Origin of the sequence: Bradyrhizobium algeriense (assembly GCF_036924595.1) — a bacterium.
GTDB classification, from domain to species: Bacteria; Pseudomonadota; Alphaproteobacteria; order Rhizobiales; family Xanthobacteraceae; genus Bradyrhizobium; species Bradyrhizobium algeriense.
In genome coordinates this window covers 7,182,272-7,197,145 of record NZ_JAZHRV010000001.1, presented here as the reverse complement: position 1 = coordinate 7,197,145, position 14,874 = coordinate 7,182,272, and the positions used below count along the sequence as shown (strand labels likewise).

General features: G+C 63.4%; 13 protein-coding genes and 1 pseudogene. 2 read left to right on the top strand and 12 right to left on the bottom strand.

Going from position 1 to position 14,874, the window contains the following annotated elements:
- Nucleotides 1-35: 35 nt before the first annotated feature.
- The 4 genes from V1286_RS34575 to V1286_RS34560 form a co-directional block, all read right to left on the bottom strand.
- The gene (locus tag V1286_RS34575) at nt 36-503 is read right to left on the bottom strand and encodes a hypothetical protein (RefSeq protein ID WP_334487661.1); all 468 of its coding nucleotides are present in this window, start codon (nt 501-503) and stop codon (nt 36-38) included.
- An 820-nt stretch (nt 504-1,323) separates the two neighbouring features.
- Nucleotides 1,324-2,862, bottom strand: coding sequence for a YifB family Mg chelatase-like AAA ATPase (locus V1286_RS34570; protein ID WP_334487658.1), 1,539 nt, complete (start codon nt 2,860-2,862; stop codon nt 1,324-1,326).
- Between the two features lie 149 nt (nt 2,863-3,011).
- A complete protein-coding gene (locus V1286_RS34565) occupies nt 3,012-3,194 on the bottom strand; it encodes a hypothetical protein (RefSeq protein ID WP_334487656.1) in 183 nt (60 codons plus the stop codon).
- A 247-nt stretch (nt 3,195-3,441) separates the two neighbouring features.
- Nucleotides 3,442-4,425, bottom strand: a complete 984-nt coding sequence (locus V1286_RS34560) for an MBL fold metallo-hydrolase (RefSeq protein ID WP_334487653.1) — start codon at nt 4,423-4,425, stop codon at nt 3,442-3,444.
- A 262-nt stretch (nt 4,426-4,687) separates the two neighbouring features.
- On the opposite strand from V1286_RS34560, the gene V1286_RS34555 reads away from it, so the two are divergent.
- Nucleotides 4,688-6,163 (top strand): AMP nucleosidase, encoded by a 1,476-nt coding sequence (locus V1286_RS34555; protein WP_334487651.1) that lies wholly within the window; start codon nt 4,688-4,690, stop codon nt 6,161-6,163.
- A gap of 60 nt (nt 6,164-6,223) precedes the next feature.
- Here the strand turns inward: V1286_RS34555 and V1286_RS34550 are convergent, their stop codons facing one another.
- The 5 genes and pseudogenes from V1286_RS34550 to rsmI form a co-directional block, all read right to left on the bottom strand.
- Nucleotides 6,224-7,117, bottom strand: a complete 894-nt coding sequence (locus V1286_RS34550; RefSeq protein ID WP_334487648.1) for a hypothetical protein — start codon at nt 7,115-7,117, stop codon at nt 6,224-6,226.
- 217 nt (nt 7,118-7,334) lie between these two features.
- Nucleotides 7,335-7,702 (bottom strand): annotated as a pseudogene (locus V1286_RS34545) (nuclear transport factor 2 family protein).
- Nucleotides 7,703-7,727: 25 nt separating this feature from the next.
- Nucleotides 7,728-8,675 carry a glutathione synthase gene (gene gshB, locus V1286_RS34540; RefSeq protein ID WP_334487646.1) on the bottom strand — a complete coding sequence of 316 codons (948 nt, stop codon included), beginning with the start codon at nt 8,673-8,675 and terminating at the stop codon, nt 7,728-7,730.
- A gap of 32 nt (nt 8,676-8,707) precedes the next feature.
- A complete protein-coding gene (locus V1286_RS34535; RefSeq protein ID WP_334487644.1) occupies nt 8,708-9,121 on the bottom strand; it encodes a YraN family protein in 414 nt (137 codons plus the stop codon).
- Complete coding sequence (rsmI, locus tag V1286_RS34530; RefSeq protein WP_334487641.1) at nt 9,108-10,073, bottom strand: 16S rRNA (cytidine(1402)-2'-O)-methyltransferase; 966 nt, start codon at nt 10,071-10,073, stop codon at nt 9,108-9,110. Before rsmI ends, V1286_RS34535 begins: the two co-directional genes overlap by 14 nt.
- Nucleotides 10,074-10,305: 232 nt before the next feature.
- On the opposite strand from rsmI, the gene V1286_RS34525 reads away from it, so the two are divergent.
- Nucleotides 10,306-11,514 carry a penicillin-binding protein activator gene (locus V1286_RS34525; protein ID WP_334487638.1) on the top strand — a complete coding sequence of 403 codons (1,209 nt, stop codon included), beginning with the start codon at nt 10,306-10,308 and terminating at the stop codon, nt 11,512-11,514.
- 187 nt (nt 11,515-11,701) lie between these two features.
- On the opposite strand, the gene V1286_RS34520 is transcribed toward V1286_RS34525, so the two are convergent.
- The 3 genes from V1286_RS34520 to rdgB all read right to left on the bottom strand — a co-directional run bounded on the left by V1286_RS34520 (nt 11,702) and on the right by rdgB (nt 14,868).
- A complete protein-coding gene (locus V1286_RS34520; RefSeq protein ID WP_334487636.1) occupies nt 11,702-12,742 on the bottom strand; it encodes an alpha/beta fold hydrolase in 1,041 nt (346 codons plus the stop codon).
- Between the two features lie 331 nt (nt 12,743-13,073).
- Nucleotides 13,074-14,246 carry a radical SAM family heme chaperone HemW gene (gene hemW / locus V1286_RS34515; protein WP_334487634.1) on the bottom strand — a complete coding sequence of 391 codons (1,173 nt, stop codon included), beginning with the start codon at nt 14,244-14,246 and terminating at the stop codon, nt 13,074-13,076.
- On the bottom strand, nt 14,239-14,868 hold the full coding sequence (gene rdgB / locus V1286_RS34510; RefSeq protein ID WP_334487631.1) for an RdgB/HAM1 family non-canonical purine NTP pyrophosphatase: 630 nt from the start codon (nt 14,866-14,868) through the stop codon (nt 14,239-14,241). Before rdgB ends, hemW begins: the two co-directional genes overlap by 8 nt.
- Between the last annotated feature and the right edge of the window lie 6 nt (nt 14,869-14,874).

Genomic DNA, 14,874 nt, shown 5'->3' with positions numbered 1-14,874 from the left:
GCAACGGCCGCGATGAGAACAGGGTAAATGAAACCTTAAAGTAACGCCGCTTCGACGCGGCGGCGCTCGCTGCGGGCGCCGACGATCAGGGCTGCGGCATCGAGCAGTGAAAGGCTCTTCGAGGACACGAAGATCCGGTAGTCGGCCGGACCATCCCGCGAAAGATAGATGACGGGATCGGAGGGCGAGGGATTGCGGGAGATCGCGACCAGCCGCGGCGGGGCGTTGCTCTCGCAGGCGCCGGCTTCGGCCGTATCGATGTCGTCGATCACGGTGAAGTCAGCCGTTTCCGCGTCGTCGGAGATCTGGACCCGCACCGTCGCATGGGAGGGGTCGTCGGTGAAGGCGACGTTGTGGTGCGCTTGCCAGGAAAGAGCGGCGATCTGGACGGACGTACCCGCTATCTCGATGCAGGCCCTGGGTCCTGCCAAAAACTCGCCGCGCGCGAACAGGGCGGCAATCGCCAGCGGAACAACCGAGGCCAGGATATTCAAACGCAACATGACACGCTACCCGCTCACCATACGCCCGCGACAGGGGCTTATGGTTGGCAGAGGGTAAAGGAAACTAGTTACTGCGGTGTTGACGCTGGTTGTTTTTTGTTGGTTCGGCATCCTCAGTGCGAGTGGGGCGGAGCGAGCCGAGGTTGCAGCCACAAGGGAGGCCGTCATGCCCCGCGAAGACGGAGTATCCAGGACGCTGCGGCCTATCCGCGTCATTGCGAGCGAAGCGAAGCAATCCATTCTTTCTTTGTGCCGGGGCATGGATTGCTTCGCTTCGCTCGCAATGACGGTTGGATACAGTTTCGCGATCTCGCGGCGCATTGCGTCCGAGGTTTGCATCTTCGTTTGCCCTCTTCGAAATCAGAGGGCGCAGGGAAGACCGGGTGCTTGCTGCACCCGCGGTCTCGCGTGCGATTTGCGCAAACAAAACTGCACACGAGCATACAGGGCAGCGGGAACACTCCGGCCTTCCCTGCGCAATGGCTTTACGGCTTACTTCGTGCTCTTCCCGGAGAACGGCTCTTTTGCCTCCGTCGCCCCCGAGAAGCTTCGCTTCTCTTGGACTTAGCGCCAGCACCGCGGCGCCCGAACCACACGACTTCACCGTACGCGTCAGCCACACACGTCAGTCGCAGCTCTCGCGTCCATCGCATCTCACCGCGCGTTCGTGACGATGGCCAACGCGCCTCATCCGCCGTGAGACGGGCGGAGTTATGGGACTGATTTGGCCTGCGGCGGAAGCAGAATATTTTTGCGCGAAGGGCTGGACGACCCAAATCACCTTGATGCGCCTTGCAAATTTCGGCTGAGCGCGCAGCGCTTAAGCCGCCCGTCTCAAATCCTCGGCCAGCGCGCGATACGACAACGCCTCCGCCAAATGAATCCGGCCGATCTTTTCCGCGCCGTCGAGATCGGCGAGCGTGCGGGCGACGCGCAGCACGCGGTGATAGCCGCGGGCGGTGAGCTTCATGGTCTCGGCGGCGTCGCGCAAAAGCTTTTGCCCCTGCGCATCCGGCTGCGCAATCGCTTCGAGCAGCGAAGCCGGCGCTTCGGCGTTGGTGCGGATATGCGGCAGGCCGGCCGCCGCATAGCGCGCGAGCTGGAGGTCGCGGGCGGCCGCCACGCGGGCGGCGACTTCCGCGGAGCCTTCGGAAGGCGGCGGCAGTATCAGGTCGGCGGCGGTCACCGCCGGCACCTCGATGCGCAGGTCGATGCGGTCCATCAGCGGACCGGAGATCCGCATCTGGTAATCTGCGGTGCAGCGCTCGACCGGGGCGCGCCTGCAGGAATAGCCGGGTTCATAGGCATGGCCGCAGCGGCACGGGTTCATCGCCGCGACTAGCATGAAGCGCGCAGGGTAGGTGACGCGGTGATTGGCGCGGGACACTGAGACTTCGCCGTTCTCCAGCGGTTGGCGCAGCGAGTCCAATACGCGCGCGTCGAATTCCGGCAATTCATCGAGGAACAGCACGCCCTGATGCGAAAGCGAAATCTCGCCGGGCTTGGCGCGCATGCCGCCGCCGGTGAGCGCCGCCATGCTGGCGGAATGATGGGGCGCGCGAAACGGCCGCCGCGCGGTCAGCGCGCCGTCGCGGATTTCGCCGGCGACGGAGGCGATCATCGAGACTTCCAGCAGTTCGGATGGCGACAGCGGCGGCAGGATCGACGGCAGCCGCGCCGCCAGCATCGATTTGCCGGCGCCGGGCGAGCCGATCATCAGCAGATGATGCCCGCCGGCCGCCGCGATCTCCAGCGCGCGTTTGGCGCTTTCCTGGCCCTTGATGTCGCGCAAATCGAGATGCGTCGCCTCCGGCTCGTGCACTTTCGGCTGCGGGCGCGACAGCACCTGCGTTCCTTTAAAATGGTTGGCGATCTGGATCAGCGATTTTGCCGCGATGATCTGGATATCGGGGCTCGCCCAGGCGGCCTCCGTGCCGCACGCCGCCGGACAGATCAAGCCTTCCTCGCGCGCATTCGCCCCGATCGCGGCCGGCAATACACCGGCGACGGGCGCGATCGAGCCATCGAGCCCGAGCTCGCCGAGTACGGTAAAGCCGTTGAGTGCATCCGGCGGGATCGCGCCGATCGCTGCCATCAGGCCGAGCGCGATCGGCAGATCGTAATGGCTACCTTCCTTCGGCAGATCGGCCGGCGCGAGGTTGACGATAATCCGGCGCGCCGGCAGCGCCAGCCCCGAGGCGATCAGCGCCGAGCGCACCCGTTCCCGCGCCTCCGACACCGCCTTGTCCGGAAGACCCACGATCGCAAACGCCGGCAAGCCGGGCGCGACCTGCACCTGCACGTCGACTGCCCGGGCCTCGATCCCCTCAAACGCTACGGTAGAAACCCGCGCAACCATGCCTGCCCCTTGTTCCACAATCGAAGGTAGCGGGGAACCTTGGGGAAAGTCAAGAACATTAAGGGAACATAGGCGCAAAGGCGCGCAAACGCGTCCTGCACCAACAGACCGGCCGCCGGATCGCTGAGGCACCGTCGCCTCGCTCCAGCCTAGCGCTCCGTTCGCATATACGGGTTCTGCTCTGACGCAAGCTTCAGCGCCGGATCATCGGCGAGAATGCGCGCCTCCGGGGTCTCCGCAGGCCTCACGTTCTGCGGGTGACCCCACAAGCTCCACACTCCCAGCCCCACGACGAGCATGCCAGCGCCAATAGCCACGAAGTCTTTGGTCATTTGCTGGGCCTCCATACCGGCTGCCAAGCTGTCGAGACGCGAGCTTCATCCTCGTTCAGGAAAGACCAATTTCGGTGGTCCGCGATTGTTCCTAAGATATGCCCGTTCGATAAATACCTCCGCTCTCCAGGGGCGTTACGGCATGATTCGCTGACCAAGACTTACGCCAGACGGAGGTCGGTCCCTAGCGCTGCAAGGCGGCTTCCGGGGCGGGCCAAACCGGCCGCCCCGGAGTATAGGCGTTGCTTCAGAGCTGCATGTTCATCGGTTCGGGATAATACCGGAAGCCGTCGCCGTTCTTGGCAACGTGGCCGTAGCCCGGCCAGGCGAAGTGATAGGACATCACCGGGATCTTCTGGGCGGCGAGCATGTCCAGCATCTTAACGCGCGAGGCTGCCGCCTGCTTCGGATCGCTGTCGTAGGAGAATTCCATCCGCGGCTTCTCCAACAGCAGCACGGCGTGGTGCGAGAGGTCGCCGAGGAAGCAGAAGGATTTGCCCTTTGAGCTCACCATGAAGATGGTGTGGCCAACGGTGTGGCCGGGGGCCGAGAGCGCGGTGACGCCGGGCAAAAATTCCTGGTTGTCCTTGATGAACACGATGCGGTCGCGCACCGGCATCAGGTTCTTGCGGGCGTGGAGGATGAAGTCCTTCAGCGGGCTGCCGAGCTTGCCCTCATCGGTCCAGAAATCGAAATCGCTCTGGGCGATGTAGACCTGCGCATTCGGGAATAGCGGCTTGTCGTCGGCGCCGACGAGGCCGCCGATGTGGTCGATATGCGCGTGCGAGCACACGACGGCGTCGATGTCGGAGGCCTTGATGCCGGCTGCCGCCATGCTCTTCTGCTGCTGGCCGGTGGTCGGGCCGAACGCCTTCGAGGTGCCCATGCCGGTGTCGAACAGGATCAGCTTGTCGCCGGTGTTCACGATCGGCGAGTTCTGCTCCAGCACGACATTGTCGGGGTTGAGGAAGTTGTCGGCGAGCATCTTCTTCACTTCCTCCTTCGGCACGCCGGTGAAGGTGCCGGAGGGATCGCCGAGCGGCAGCGGTCCGTCGGAGACCACGGTCACTTCGGCGTCGCCGAGGATGAAGCGGTGCCAGTAGGGCGTCTGCGTGCCGAGTTTTGGCGCCTTCGCCAGCGCGCTGTCGCCGAGCATGGTCGATGCACTGAGGCCCACACCGAGTCCTGCGCCGAGCGCAAGCAAAGACCGTCGCGAAAGATTCGTCGTCATGCGTCTTCCTCCACTGATTTTTTAAGAATTGCAGTACGTGCCCGGACAGCTTCATCCGTGGCTACAGGCTGCGCCCGCTTCCCGAAATTGGCAAGTGGGATGAGTAGGCACGACAGGGATGTAAAAATGCGATGACGGCGTTGCGTCGCGCTTCGCTGCGCGCGAAACAACGAATCGCATCCCAAATCATTCCGGTCGGCGGGCCATTTCCTTCCGTTGCCCGGCGGGATTATATGTATCGGCAACCCACGAGGTCAGGCCGATGCCAGACACCATCCTGTCGCCACAGCGGATCGCCACCGAAGCCTTCACCGACGCGGCCGCAGCGGTCGACCGTCTCACTGAAATCTACGAACGAAATGTCAGCTTCCTGCGCGCCGCTTTTGAAGCCTATATCCGCGGCGAACCGCTCGCCAGACGCGTACGTGCCGTCTATCCCTTTGTCAGGATCACCACAGGAACTCACGCCCGCCTCGATTCGCGCCTCTCTTATGGCTTTGTCTCGGGTCCCGGCATTTACGAGACGTCGGTGACGCGGCCGGATCTTTTTCGCGGGTATTTCACCGAGCAGATCGGGCTTCTCGTGCAGAACCACGGTGTGCCGGTCGAGATCGGCGAGTCCGACGAACCGATCGCGATTCACTTTGCCTATCGACGCGACATCAACATCGCAGCGAGCGTGCCTACGCGCGACCGACCGCTGCGCGATCTGTTCGACACGCCGGATCTCGCCACCATCGACGACGCGATCGTCAACGGCACGCTGCCTGCCGGCCCGCGACAGCCGCTCGCGATGTTCCGTGCTGCGCGCGTGGATTATTCCCTGCACCGGCTCTACCACTATACCGGAACGGACCCGGAGCACTTCCAGAACTTCGTGATCTTTACCAATTACCAATTCTACGTCGACGCCTTCGCGCGCATCTGCCGCGAGCGCATGGCGGCCGGCGATCCGGTGGCGGATGCCTTCGTCGAGCCGGGTAACGTCATCACGGCCAGAGCGGGCGTCGACGTCCAAAATCCCACGCACGCGCCGCCGGAGCGGGCGCCGCAGATGCCGGCTTTTCATCTGGTTCAACAGGCGACCGGCGGCATCACCATGATCAACATTGGCACCGGTCCGTCGAACGCGCGCAACATCACCGACCATGTCGCAGTGCTTAGGCCTCATGCCTGGTTGATGCTCGGCCATTGTGCCGGGCTGCGCAACACGCAGAAGCTCGGCGATTACGTCCTGGCTCACGGATATGTCCGCGAGGATCACGTGCTGGATGAGGAATTGCCGCTGTGGGTACCGGTTCCGGCGCTGGCCGAGATGCAGGTTGCGCTCGAGCAGGCCGTCGGCGAAGTGACGGGGCTGAGCGGGTTTGAGCTCAAACGGGTGATGAGGACCGGCACGGTAGCCAGCGTCGACAACCGGAATTGGGAGCTCGGTGACCACGTCGCGACCATCCGCCGCCTGTCGCAGTCGCGTGCCATCGCCCTCGACATGGAATCGGCTGCCGTGGCCGCCAATGGGTTCCGCTTCCGCGTACCCTACGGAACCCTGCTTTGCGTATCGGACAAGCCGCTGCATGGCGAGATCAAATTGGCCGGTATGGCCGGAGACTTCTACCGCCACCGCGTCGGCCAGCATCTTGAGATCGGCCTTCGAGCGCTGGAAAAGCTCAAGTCCCAGGAACGGGAACGACTGCATTCGCGCAAGCTGAGGAGCTTTGCCGAGGTTGCGTTCCAGTAAGCGGCGGGACCCGGATTTCTGCTGGTCTCATCGATGGACGGCGACTCGCCTGAGCGACGGCTACCAATCGTCGTACATCCACTCCCTCGGGTATCGAGGCCGCGTTCTCGCCTGCGGCGTCCGTTCGGGCTTGCGCAAGGTCGGAGCCGGCTGCGGCTGGGCCTGTGACGGCGGCTGTGACGTCCTGGCCGGACTCTGCTCGGAAACCTTCGCGAGCTCGCGTTTTATCTCTTCCTGGCTAGCCTTGAGCTCCACAATGGCTTTTGAATTGTCGCTGGCCATTTGCTGCTGGTTCGCCTTGAGCTGCTCGATGCTTCGCTCCAGATTCGCGAGGCCGCGCGCCATCGTTTGCAGCAACTGCGTCTGATCGGGAAGCGCTCCAGGTGCTGCCGGCGCGTCGCCTTGCGGTGCGGTCTGAGCCAGGGTTGTTGCTGGTGGTGGTGGTGGTGCTTGCGCTGGTGCTGACTCCGCCGCGGCCACTTGAAAGGTAGATGGCGCGGGTTGCGCGGGAGACGGCAGATTTTCCGGCGGCAATGGTGGCGTTGAAACGGGCTGCGGCGCCCAACGGGCGACAATCAGCGTAGGCCCGTCGCCATGGGATAACAGCAAAGCCAGAAGGGCGGTGACAGTGATGCACGCCGCCAGGGACAAGCCGACGAGCGTCAGGAGCGCCGGCCTTCTTGGCGGTGGTTGCGGGCCAGGTCCTTGTTGGCCAAGTCCGTGCGGGTCAGGTCCGTGCGGGCCAGATTCGTTCGGGCCAGATTCGTTCGGGCTAAGTCTGGCCGAAGGCGGACGCGCGTCATCGCGCTCCATTCTTGCAAGCTGTTCAGTCAGACGCGTGAGTTGTTCGTCCGCGCGCTTGATCTGTTCGCGGGCGTGCGCGAGCCCTTCATCGGCGCTCGCGATCAAGGCATCGTGGGGTTTAATTTCCGTCGGATCAGGTGTGGAGTTCATTGGCGCTTCCCTTTCCGTCCAATGTCATCCGTAGGTAGCCGGTCGACCAGCCACCACGCTCCAGTTTTGTCCAAAGAATGGCCGTATGATGGAGAGAATGGCCGAGTGACGGAAGAATACAGGATAACATGTGGCATTCTGGAATCCGGCGGGCCACTGTCGGCTATGCGGCGGCTTTTCTCTTCGGTTCCATTAGCCGGCAGCAGGCGCACGCAATTCATGCAACTCGCTCGACAAGATGCGCACGCGAGGGCGCAGGGCCAAACCGATCGGCGAAATACTGCGTTTCGTTGGCCACCGGTCCTCCGCGGAACTCCATGATACTCCCGCGTAAGACGGTGTGCCGTCATAAGTCAGTACGAATTCAGTGACCCGGAGATCGCCGCTGCCGATCATTCGCCGGACCGCAAACCGCTTCTTGTTCGGCTGGACGAAACGGCTCTCCTGAATGTTGTGCCGACCGCGGATCCGCTCGCCCGATTGCGGATAATCAAGCACGGCATCCTCGCGGCAGATTTCATGCTCGACCTCGAAATCGTTCGCGTCCGAAGCCTCCCAATGGCGCGCCAGCGCCGCCCCCTTCATGTGCACGATGGGGCGCGAGGAGAAGTTATTTCCCGCCGCGCTTCTTCTCGATGGTATCCCAAATCCTTGCCGCGATGTCCGGCCCGCCGAGCTTGGCAATCGCGCGGATGCCCGTGGGGCAGGTGACGTTGATCTCGGTGAGATTGCCGTCGATCACGTCGATGCCAACGAACAACAATCCTCGCTCGCGCAGCGCGGGGCCGAGGGTTGCGCAGATTTCGCGTTCGCGCTCCGAGAGTTCGGTGGCCTGCGCGGCGCCGCCGCGGACCATGTTGGAGCGCAGGTCATCGGGGGCCGGCACGCGGTTGACGGCGCCGGCGAATTCACCGTCGACCAGGATGATGCGCTTGTCGCCGTGCTTCACCTCGGGCAGGAAGCGCTGGATCACCCAGGGTTCGCGGAAGGTGACCGAGAACATGTCGAACAGCGAACCAAAATTCATGTCCTGCGGCATGACGCGAAATACCGCGGCGCCGCCATGACCGTGCAGCGGCTTCATGACAACAGCGCCGTGCTCGTCGCGGAACGAATTGATTTCGTCGAGGTCGCGCGAGATCAGCGTCGGCGGCATCAGCTGCGGAAAGTTCAGCACGAACATCTTTTCCGGCGCGTTGCGCACGCTGGCCGGATCGTTGACGACCAGCGTCTTGGGATGGATTCGTTCCAGCAAATGCGTCGAGGTGATGTAGGCAATGTCGAACGGCGGCTCCTGGCGCAACAGGATGACGTCGAAATTGGTCATCGGCTCGCGTTTGGGTTCGCCGAGGGTAAAATGGTCGCCGAGTTCGTCGCGCACGGTGAGCTTTTGCACCGGCGCCACCAGCTCCTCGCCGCGCAGCGAAAGCTTGTCCGGGGTGAAATAGGAAATGCTGTGGCCGCGCTTTTGCGCTTCCAAGAGCAGCGCGAAGGTCGAATCGCCGCGGATGTTGATACGCGCGATGGGGTCCATCTGGACGGCGACATTCAGTTTCATTGGTTGGGTCCGGGTCTCTGGAGGGGTTCTTACTAAGCGCTGGCGTCGAATGCCGCTAACAGATGGCGTGGCAGGCGCCGCGGCGCAATCAGGATGGCGTCAAATCGCAGCTCAAATTCGGCATGCTCGGGATGCGCCATCAGCCAGCCTTGCGCGGCATCGATGATGCGCCCCTGCTGGCGCGGCGTCACCGCGTAGGCGGCGTCGTCGAGGGTGGCCCTCGCCTTGACCTCGATGAAGGCGACCAGATTGCGCTTCCTCGCCACCAGGTCGATCTCGCCATAGGGGGTGCGGAAGCGCTTTGCCAAAATGCGGTAGCCTTTGGCCATCAGAAAGGCGGCGGCGCGGCTTTCGGCTGAAAGCCCGGTGCGGAAGGCCGCGACCCGCTCGGGGGCGGCGAGCTTTGTCGCGGCATCTGGCGGCGACGTACCGTCAGTCTTCGCCATCGTCGCCTCTGGTTTCCTTGTCAGCTTCCTTGGCAAGCTCCAGCGCGCGGGCATAGACCTCGCGGCGCGGCCGCCCGGAAAGCTCGACCGCGTGCGCCACGCTGTCCTTGACGCTGTCGCGCGAAAGCGAAGATCGCAGAAGGTTGTCGAGATCGTGCTGCGTCATGATCCCTTCATCGGCGCGCGGCGGGCCGACCACGAGGACGAACTCGCCGCGAGTTTCCAGTTGATCCGCGGCCTTCGCCAACTCCGCAATCGGCGCACGCTTGATCTCCTCGTGCAGTTTGGTGAGTTCGCGGCAGATCGCGGCGTCGCGCCCGCCCATGATGTCAGAAAGATCGGCGATCGTGTCCTCCACGCGGTTGCCGGATTCGAACATCACGAGCGTAGCGTCGATCCGGGCAAGCTCCGTGAGCCGCGTCCGCCGCGCGATCTCCTTGGCGGGCAAAAATCCCTCGAAGAAGAATCGATCGGTCGGCAGTGCGGCGACCGCAAGCGCCGTCAGCACCGAGGACGCGCCCGGCACCGCGATCACGGCATGGCCGGCGGCACAGACCTCGCGCACCAGCTTGAAGCCGGGGTCCGATATCAAGGGCGTGCCGGCATCCGATACCAGCGCGATCGAGGCGCCCTGCGCCAGCTTTTCCAGGATTTTCGGTCTTGCCATCGCCGCGTTGTGCTCATGATACGGCTTGAGCTCGGCCGAGATCGCATAGCGCTCGGTCAGGCGGCGGGTGATGCGGGTATCCTCGCAGGCGATGATGTCGACGCCGGCCAATGTCTCCAGCGCGCGCAAGGTAATGTCGCCGAGATTGCCGATCGGGGTTGCCACCAGATAGAGACCGGGAACCGGCTTCGGGGCATTCAGGATATGGCCGCCAATCAAAAATGTTCTGTTGGCCGAACCCGGTTCGGTGTCAGACCCGTAGTTTGAACTGGGCTTTGCGCGCATAATGACAATCTAAAGGGGTCTTGGTGCCAGCGCCATATCCGACGGGAGGGAGGCAAAGCGGAAGTTCCCCGCCACGTGCAATGTCGCGGCGGGGCCGTAATCCTTTTGTTTTGGTTAACTAATCCTCGACAATATTGCAGAATCCCGCGTGTGGGTTCAGTAGCGGTTCAGGTGCCTCGGCCCAGAAAGCCGGAATCCTGGCCGACGGCGGTCGGTCAAGAGAAGAGACAAGATGGTAGGCCCGCTCAATCCCAAGCCTGGATCCCCGGATGCTCGGCTGTCAGGACCGACCCGGCGAACGGCGGTCGGCTTTATTCTCGGCGCGCCGTTGCTCGGCGCCTGCTCCGGCAGTCAGATTTCCAACCCGTTCGGCCCGTCCCAGCCCGAGGGTCCCCCAGGCCCGCAACAACAGCCGCTTGCGGTCGGCACCGGGCAGGTCAAGGTCGGCCTGATCCTGCCGCTCTCGGCCGCCGGCAATGCCGGCGTCGCCGCGCAATCGATGAAGAACGCGGCCGAGATGGCGCTGGCGGAATTCCAGAATCCGAACATCCAGCTTCTGATCAAGGATGACGGCGGCCTTCCGCAAGGCGCCCAGCAGGTCACCCAGCAGGCGCTCGGCGAGGGCGCGGAAATCATTCTGGGTCCGCTGTTTGCGGCCTCGGTGCCGGCGACCGCGCAACTGACGCGCGCCCGCGGCGTTTCGGTGATCGCGTTCTCGACCGACTCGAGCGTGGCCGGACGCGGCGTCTATCTGCTCAGCTTCCTGCCCGAATCCGACGTCAACCGGATCGTCGATTATTCCGCCAGCATCGGAAAGAAATCTTTCGCGGCGCTATTGCCCGACAACGCCTACGGCAATGTGGTGGAAGCAGCCTTCAAGCAGGCGGTCGGCCGCAAGGGACGCCTCGTCGCCTTCGAGAAGTACGCCTCCGATCGTTCCGCGGCGGCGCGGACGGTGGCGCAGTCGCTCGGCTCGGCGGATGCGCTGTTCATCGCCGACGACGGCGAATCCGTCGTGGCGACGGCGGATGCCTTGATCGCGGCGGGTGTGAATTTGCGCAACATCCAGTTGCTCGGCACCGGGCTGTGGGACAATCCGCGCGTCTATGCGAGCGCTCCACTGCAGGGCGGGCTTTATGCCGCGCCGGATCCGTCGGGCTTCCGCGCCTTCTCCGGCCGCTACCGCGCCAAATACGGCGCCGATCCCGTGCGTACCGCAACGCTGGCCTATGACGCGGTCGCCCTCGTCGCCGCGCTATCGAAGCAGGGCAGCCAGCGTTTTGCGCCGGAAACGCTGACCAACCCGTCGGGCTTTGCCGGCATCGACGGCCTGTTCCGATTCCGCTCCGACGGCAGCAATGAGCGCGGCCTTGCCGTGATGAAGGTCGCCAGCGGCGGCAGCTCTCCGGTTGCGGGATCGCCGAAGAGCTTTGGGGCGTAATCTCCGGCGCGAATATTCGCATGCGACGATCTGAACTTCCGAACCCTCATCCGAATTTCGCGGGGTTGGTCCGGTTGTTCTTCGACAGCGATCACGCCGAGCAATGCCGAGGTTGACGTGATGTGTCATGAGCTGAAATTAAGGGCCGGCGCGGGCTTCGAGGCCATGCTTTTTCATCCTCATGCAATTACTGGAAGAACTTCACAAGCGCGGCGGTTGTTTCTCCCGGTCGTTCCTCTGCCACCCAGTGACCAGTATTTTTCAACTCGATCAATGTAGCGCTCTCGGCGTATTTCGACAGGAATTCCGCCAAAAACGAGTAGCTTATCCCGCCGAGACCGAGCACGGGCGTCTTCAGCTTGCCATAGTGCTTCAAGTCCTCGATGTCCTGTCCGAAGGTCTGATACCAGCGTGTGTTGGCGCTGATGGCCCCCGGAGCTTCGTAAGCCGCGATGTATACAGCGCGATCGAACGGCGAAATGGCCGTCTTGTCCCTGGCGAGGTAGTCGAACATCCAGTTCAAAAGAATATTCATGCGCCCTTGCAGCAATTTCTCCGGCAGATCCGAGACTTGGTTGAGGGCGAACCACCAAGGGTGGGGCGGATGATTCGGGTTCGATAGATCGTATGCGCCAGGCGGAGGAAGAATGGAGATCTGCTGAAAGCCTTCGAATGGGTGCGGTACGTCCAGCAGCGCTACGCGCTGCGTTTCATCCGGATAGTTCGCCGCAAAACTGTAGGCGACCATCGCCCCGATGTCATGACCCGCGATATAAATGCGCTTGTAACCGAGATGCTGAGCGAGCGAGCGAATATCGTCCGCCATGGTCTTCTTGTCGTATCCTGTCGCGGGTTTGCCGGACGAGCCTTGGCCACGAATGTCCACGACGATCACGCGGAAGTGCTTCGCGAGGTCGGGCATGATCTTGTGAAATTGCCACCAAGTTTGGCCCCCGCCGCCGAGAAGGAAAAGCGGTTGCCCAGAGCCTCCTTGGACGAAGTGGAGCCGAATGCCGTTCACGTCCGCATCGTCATTCGAAAATCCCGGCAGTCGCTTGACCAGCGCCTGATCAGAAGTGTCGGCAAGAGCCTCATCCGACGCGCGATAGGTGGAGGGAACGACGGCATTTTCGTCGGCCTCTGCCGGCGAAGTCGCGAAGGCGAGCACAAGCGCCCCTATGCCCTCCGCAAGCGTTTCGCGCCTCGTCGTTTCCGTGTTAGCACCCATGAAAGGCCCACTGCTTCACTGTGTTGGGCGGTAACGCGTGAGCGCGAGGCACGGTTCCATTCAGGATGCATGTGCAGCCACCAAAGACCCCGCCATTGCATTGAACTGGTTGCGATTACAGTGACAGCGCACAAAATTCCCTGAGCCGATGCACATCTCCGCCATCCAGGTCGGTCAAATGCCATCACCGCAATTCTGATGCGAAACGCTGGTCGCGGCGGAAGCAAGGCGCGTAGCCCGGGTGGAGCGAAGCGTATCCCGGGAACGGTCTGGCAAGCAGATACACTTGTCCCGGATTGCGCTGCGCTTCATCCGGGCTACGGGTGATTTGCTACGCGGCAAGATCCGCCACGACGGCGTCGAGCACGGGGAATCCGTCCTTGGTCACGCGCAAGCGCCCATCGGCTTCGACAGTGATCGCACCTTCGTCGCGCAATATGGCGATCCGGTTCGGATCGAGCGCGCGGCCGGACAAGGCCGCATAGCATTTGGGGTCGATGCCTTCGGCGAGGCGTAATCCCATCAGCAGATATTCGTCGGCGCGCTCTTCGCTGTTGAGCGAATCGTCGGTCACGACGCCATGGCCGTTGGCCTCGACGCGCATCAGCCAGGCCTCGGGGCGCTTTTCAGTCGCGGTCGCATGTCTCGCGCCGTCGATGTCCAGCCGCCCATGGGCGCCCGGACCGATGCCGGCATATTCGTCACCGCGCCAATAGACGAGATTGTGCTGGCATGCCGCGCCTGCGCGGGCGTGATTGGAAATCTCGTAGGCCGGCAAGCCATGATGCGCGCAGACTTCCTGCGTCACATCGTAGAGCGCGCGGGCAACCGCCTCGTCCGGGGTCTTCAATTTGCCGGCCGCATGCAGGCCGAAGAACGGCGTGCCTTCCTCGATCGTGAGTTGGTAGAGCGAGAGATGTTCGGCGGCTTCCGAGATCGCGAGCTTCAATTCGTCCGCCCACATCTGCGGCGTCTGGTCGGGGCGGGCGTAGATCAGGTCGAACGAGTAACGGTCGAACGCGCTGCGTGCGATCGCGACCGCGTCCAGCGCCTCGCGCGCGCTGTGCAATCGTCCCAGCCCCTTCAGCGAGGCGTCATCGAGCGCCTGCACGCCGAGCGAGACACGGTTGACGCCGGCTGCGCGATAGCCGCGAAACCGCGTAGCTTCCACGCTGGTCGGATTGGCCTCCAGCGTCACCTCGACATTGTCGGCGACGCGCCAATGCTTGCCGATCGAATCCAGGATGGTGCCTACGGTTTGCGGCTGCATCAACGACGGGGTGCCGCCGCCGAGAAAGATCGACGTGACGGTGCGTCCCGGCGCGCGCGCCGCTGTTGTTTCGATCTCGCGCGCAAACGCACGGGAAAATCTTTCCTCGTCGATCGGCGCGTGGCGGACGTGGCTGTTGAAGTCGCAATACGGGCACTTCGACAGGCAAAATGGCCAGTGCACGTAGACGCCGAAGGCGGTCCGCTTCGGGTAGTGGCGTTCGGCGCTAGCCAAGGCAGATCTCCGCCAGTTTGACGAAGGCGCGCGCCCGGTGCGACAGGCCGAGGCCGAGCGGCGGCAGGCCGTGTTTCTCGATCGAGGTCATCTCGCCAAAGGTTCTGACGTGCCCATCGGGCAGGAATGCCGGATCATAGCCGAAACCGGCGGTGCCGCGCGGCGGCCATACCAGAGTTCCATCGGCGCGGGCCTCGACCTCTTCGAGATGACCGTCGGGCCAGGCGACGCAAAGGGCCGAGACGAAATGCGCACTTCGCTTATCGGGCGTGGTCGCGCCACGTTCCTGCAGCAGGCGTTCGATACGGCTCATCGCCGCCATGAAATCCTTGCCCTCGCCGGCCCAGCGCGCCGAGTAAATGCCGGGCGCGCCATCCAGCGCATCGACGACGAGGCCGGAATCATCGGCAAAGGCCGGAAGCTGGGAAGCCTGCGCCGCCGCGATCGCCTTGATCGCCGCATTCGCCCGAAACGTCTGGCCGGTTTCCTCGGGCTCGCCAAGGCCCAGCTCGCCCGCGGAAACGGCCTCGACGCCATGCGGCGCCAGCAGTTCCCGCATCTCGGCGAGCTTGCCGGGATTGTGGGTCGCGATCACGAGCCGGCCTGTGATTCGACGGTGCATGTGCGA

Excerpts from the sequence above, each read along its gene's own strand:
- V1286_RS34565 (WP_334487656.1), bottom strand. The coding sequence starts at position 3,194 with ATGACCAAAGACTTCGTGGCTATTGGCGCTGGCATGCTCGTCGTGGGG.
- V1286_RS34570 (WP_334487658.1), bottom strand. The coding sequence starts at position 2,862 with ATGGTTGCGCGGGTTTCTACCGTAGCGTTTGAGGGGATCGAGGCCCGG.
- V1286_RS34550 (WP_334487648.1), bottom strand. The coding sequence starts at position 7,117 with ATGAACTCCACACCTGATCCGACGGAAATTAAACCCCACGATGCCTTG.
- V1286_RS34535 (WP_334487644.1), bottom strand. The coding sequence starts at position 9,121 with ATGGCGAAGACTGACGGTACGTCGCCGCCAGATGCCGCGACAAAGCTC.
- V1286_RS34520 (WP_334487636.1), bottom strand. The coding sequence starts at position 12,742 with ATGGGTGCTAACACGGAAACGACGAGGCGCGAAACGCTTGCGGAGGGC.
- V1286_RS34560 (WP_334487653.1), bottom strand. The coding sequence starts at position 4,425 with ATGACGACGAATCTTTCGCGACGGTCTTTGCTTGCGCTCGGCGCAGGA.
- V1286_RS34525 (WP_334487638.1), top strand. The coding sequence starts at position 10,306 with ATGGTAGGCCCGCTCAATCCCAAGCCTGGATCCCCGGATGCTCGGCTG.
- V1286_RS34555 (WP_334487651.1), top strand. The coding sequence starts at position 4,688 with ATGCCAGACACCATCCTGTCGCCACAGCGGATCGCCACCGAAGCCTTC.
- rdgB (WP_334487631.1), bottom strand. The coding sequence starts at position 14,868 with ATGCACCGTCGAATCACAGGCCGGCTCGTGATCGCGACCCACAATCCC.
- rsmI (WP_334487641.1), bottom strand. The coding sequence starts at position 10,073 with ATGCGCGCAAAGCCCAGTTCAAACTACGGGTCTGACACCGAACCGGGT.
- gshB (WP_334487646.1), bottom strand. The coding sequence starts at position 8,675 with ATGAAACTGAATGTCGCCGTCCAGATGGACCCCATCGCGCGTATCAAC.
- V1286_RS34575 (WP_334487661.1), bottom strand. The coding sequence starts at position 503 with ATGTTGCGTTTGAATATCCTGGCCTCGGTTGTTCCGCTGGCGATTGCC.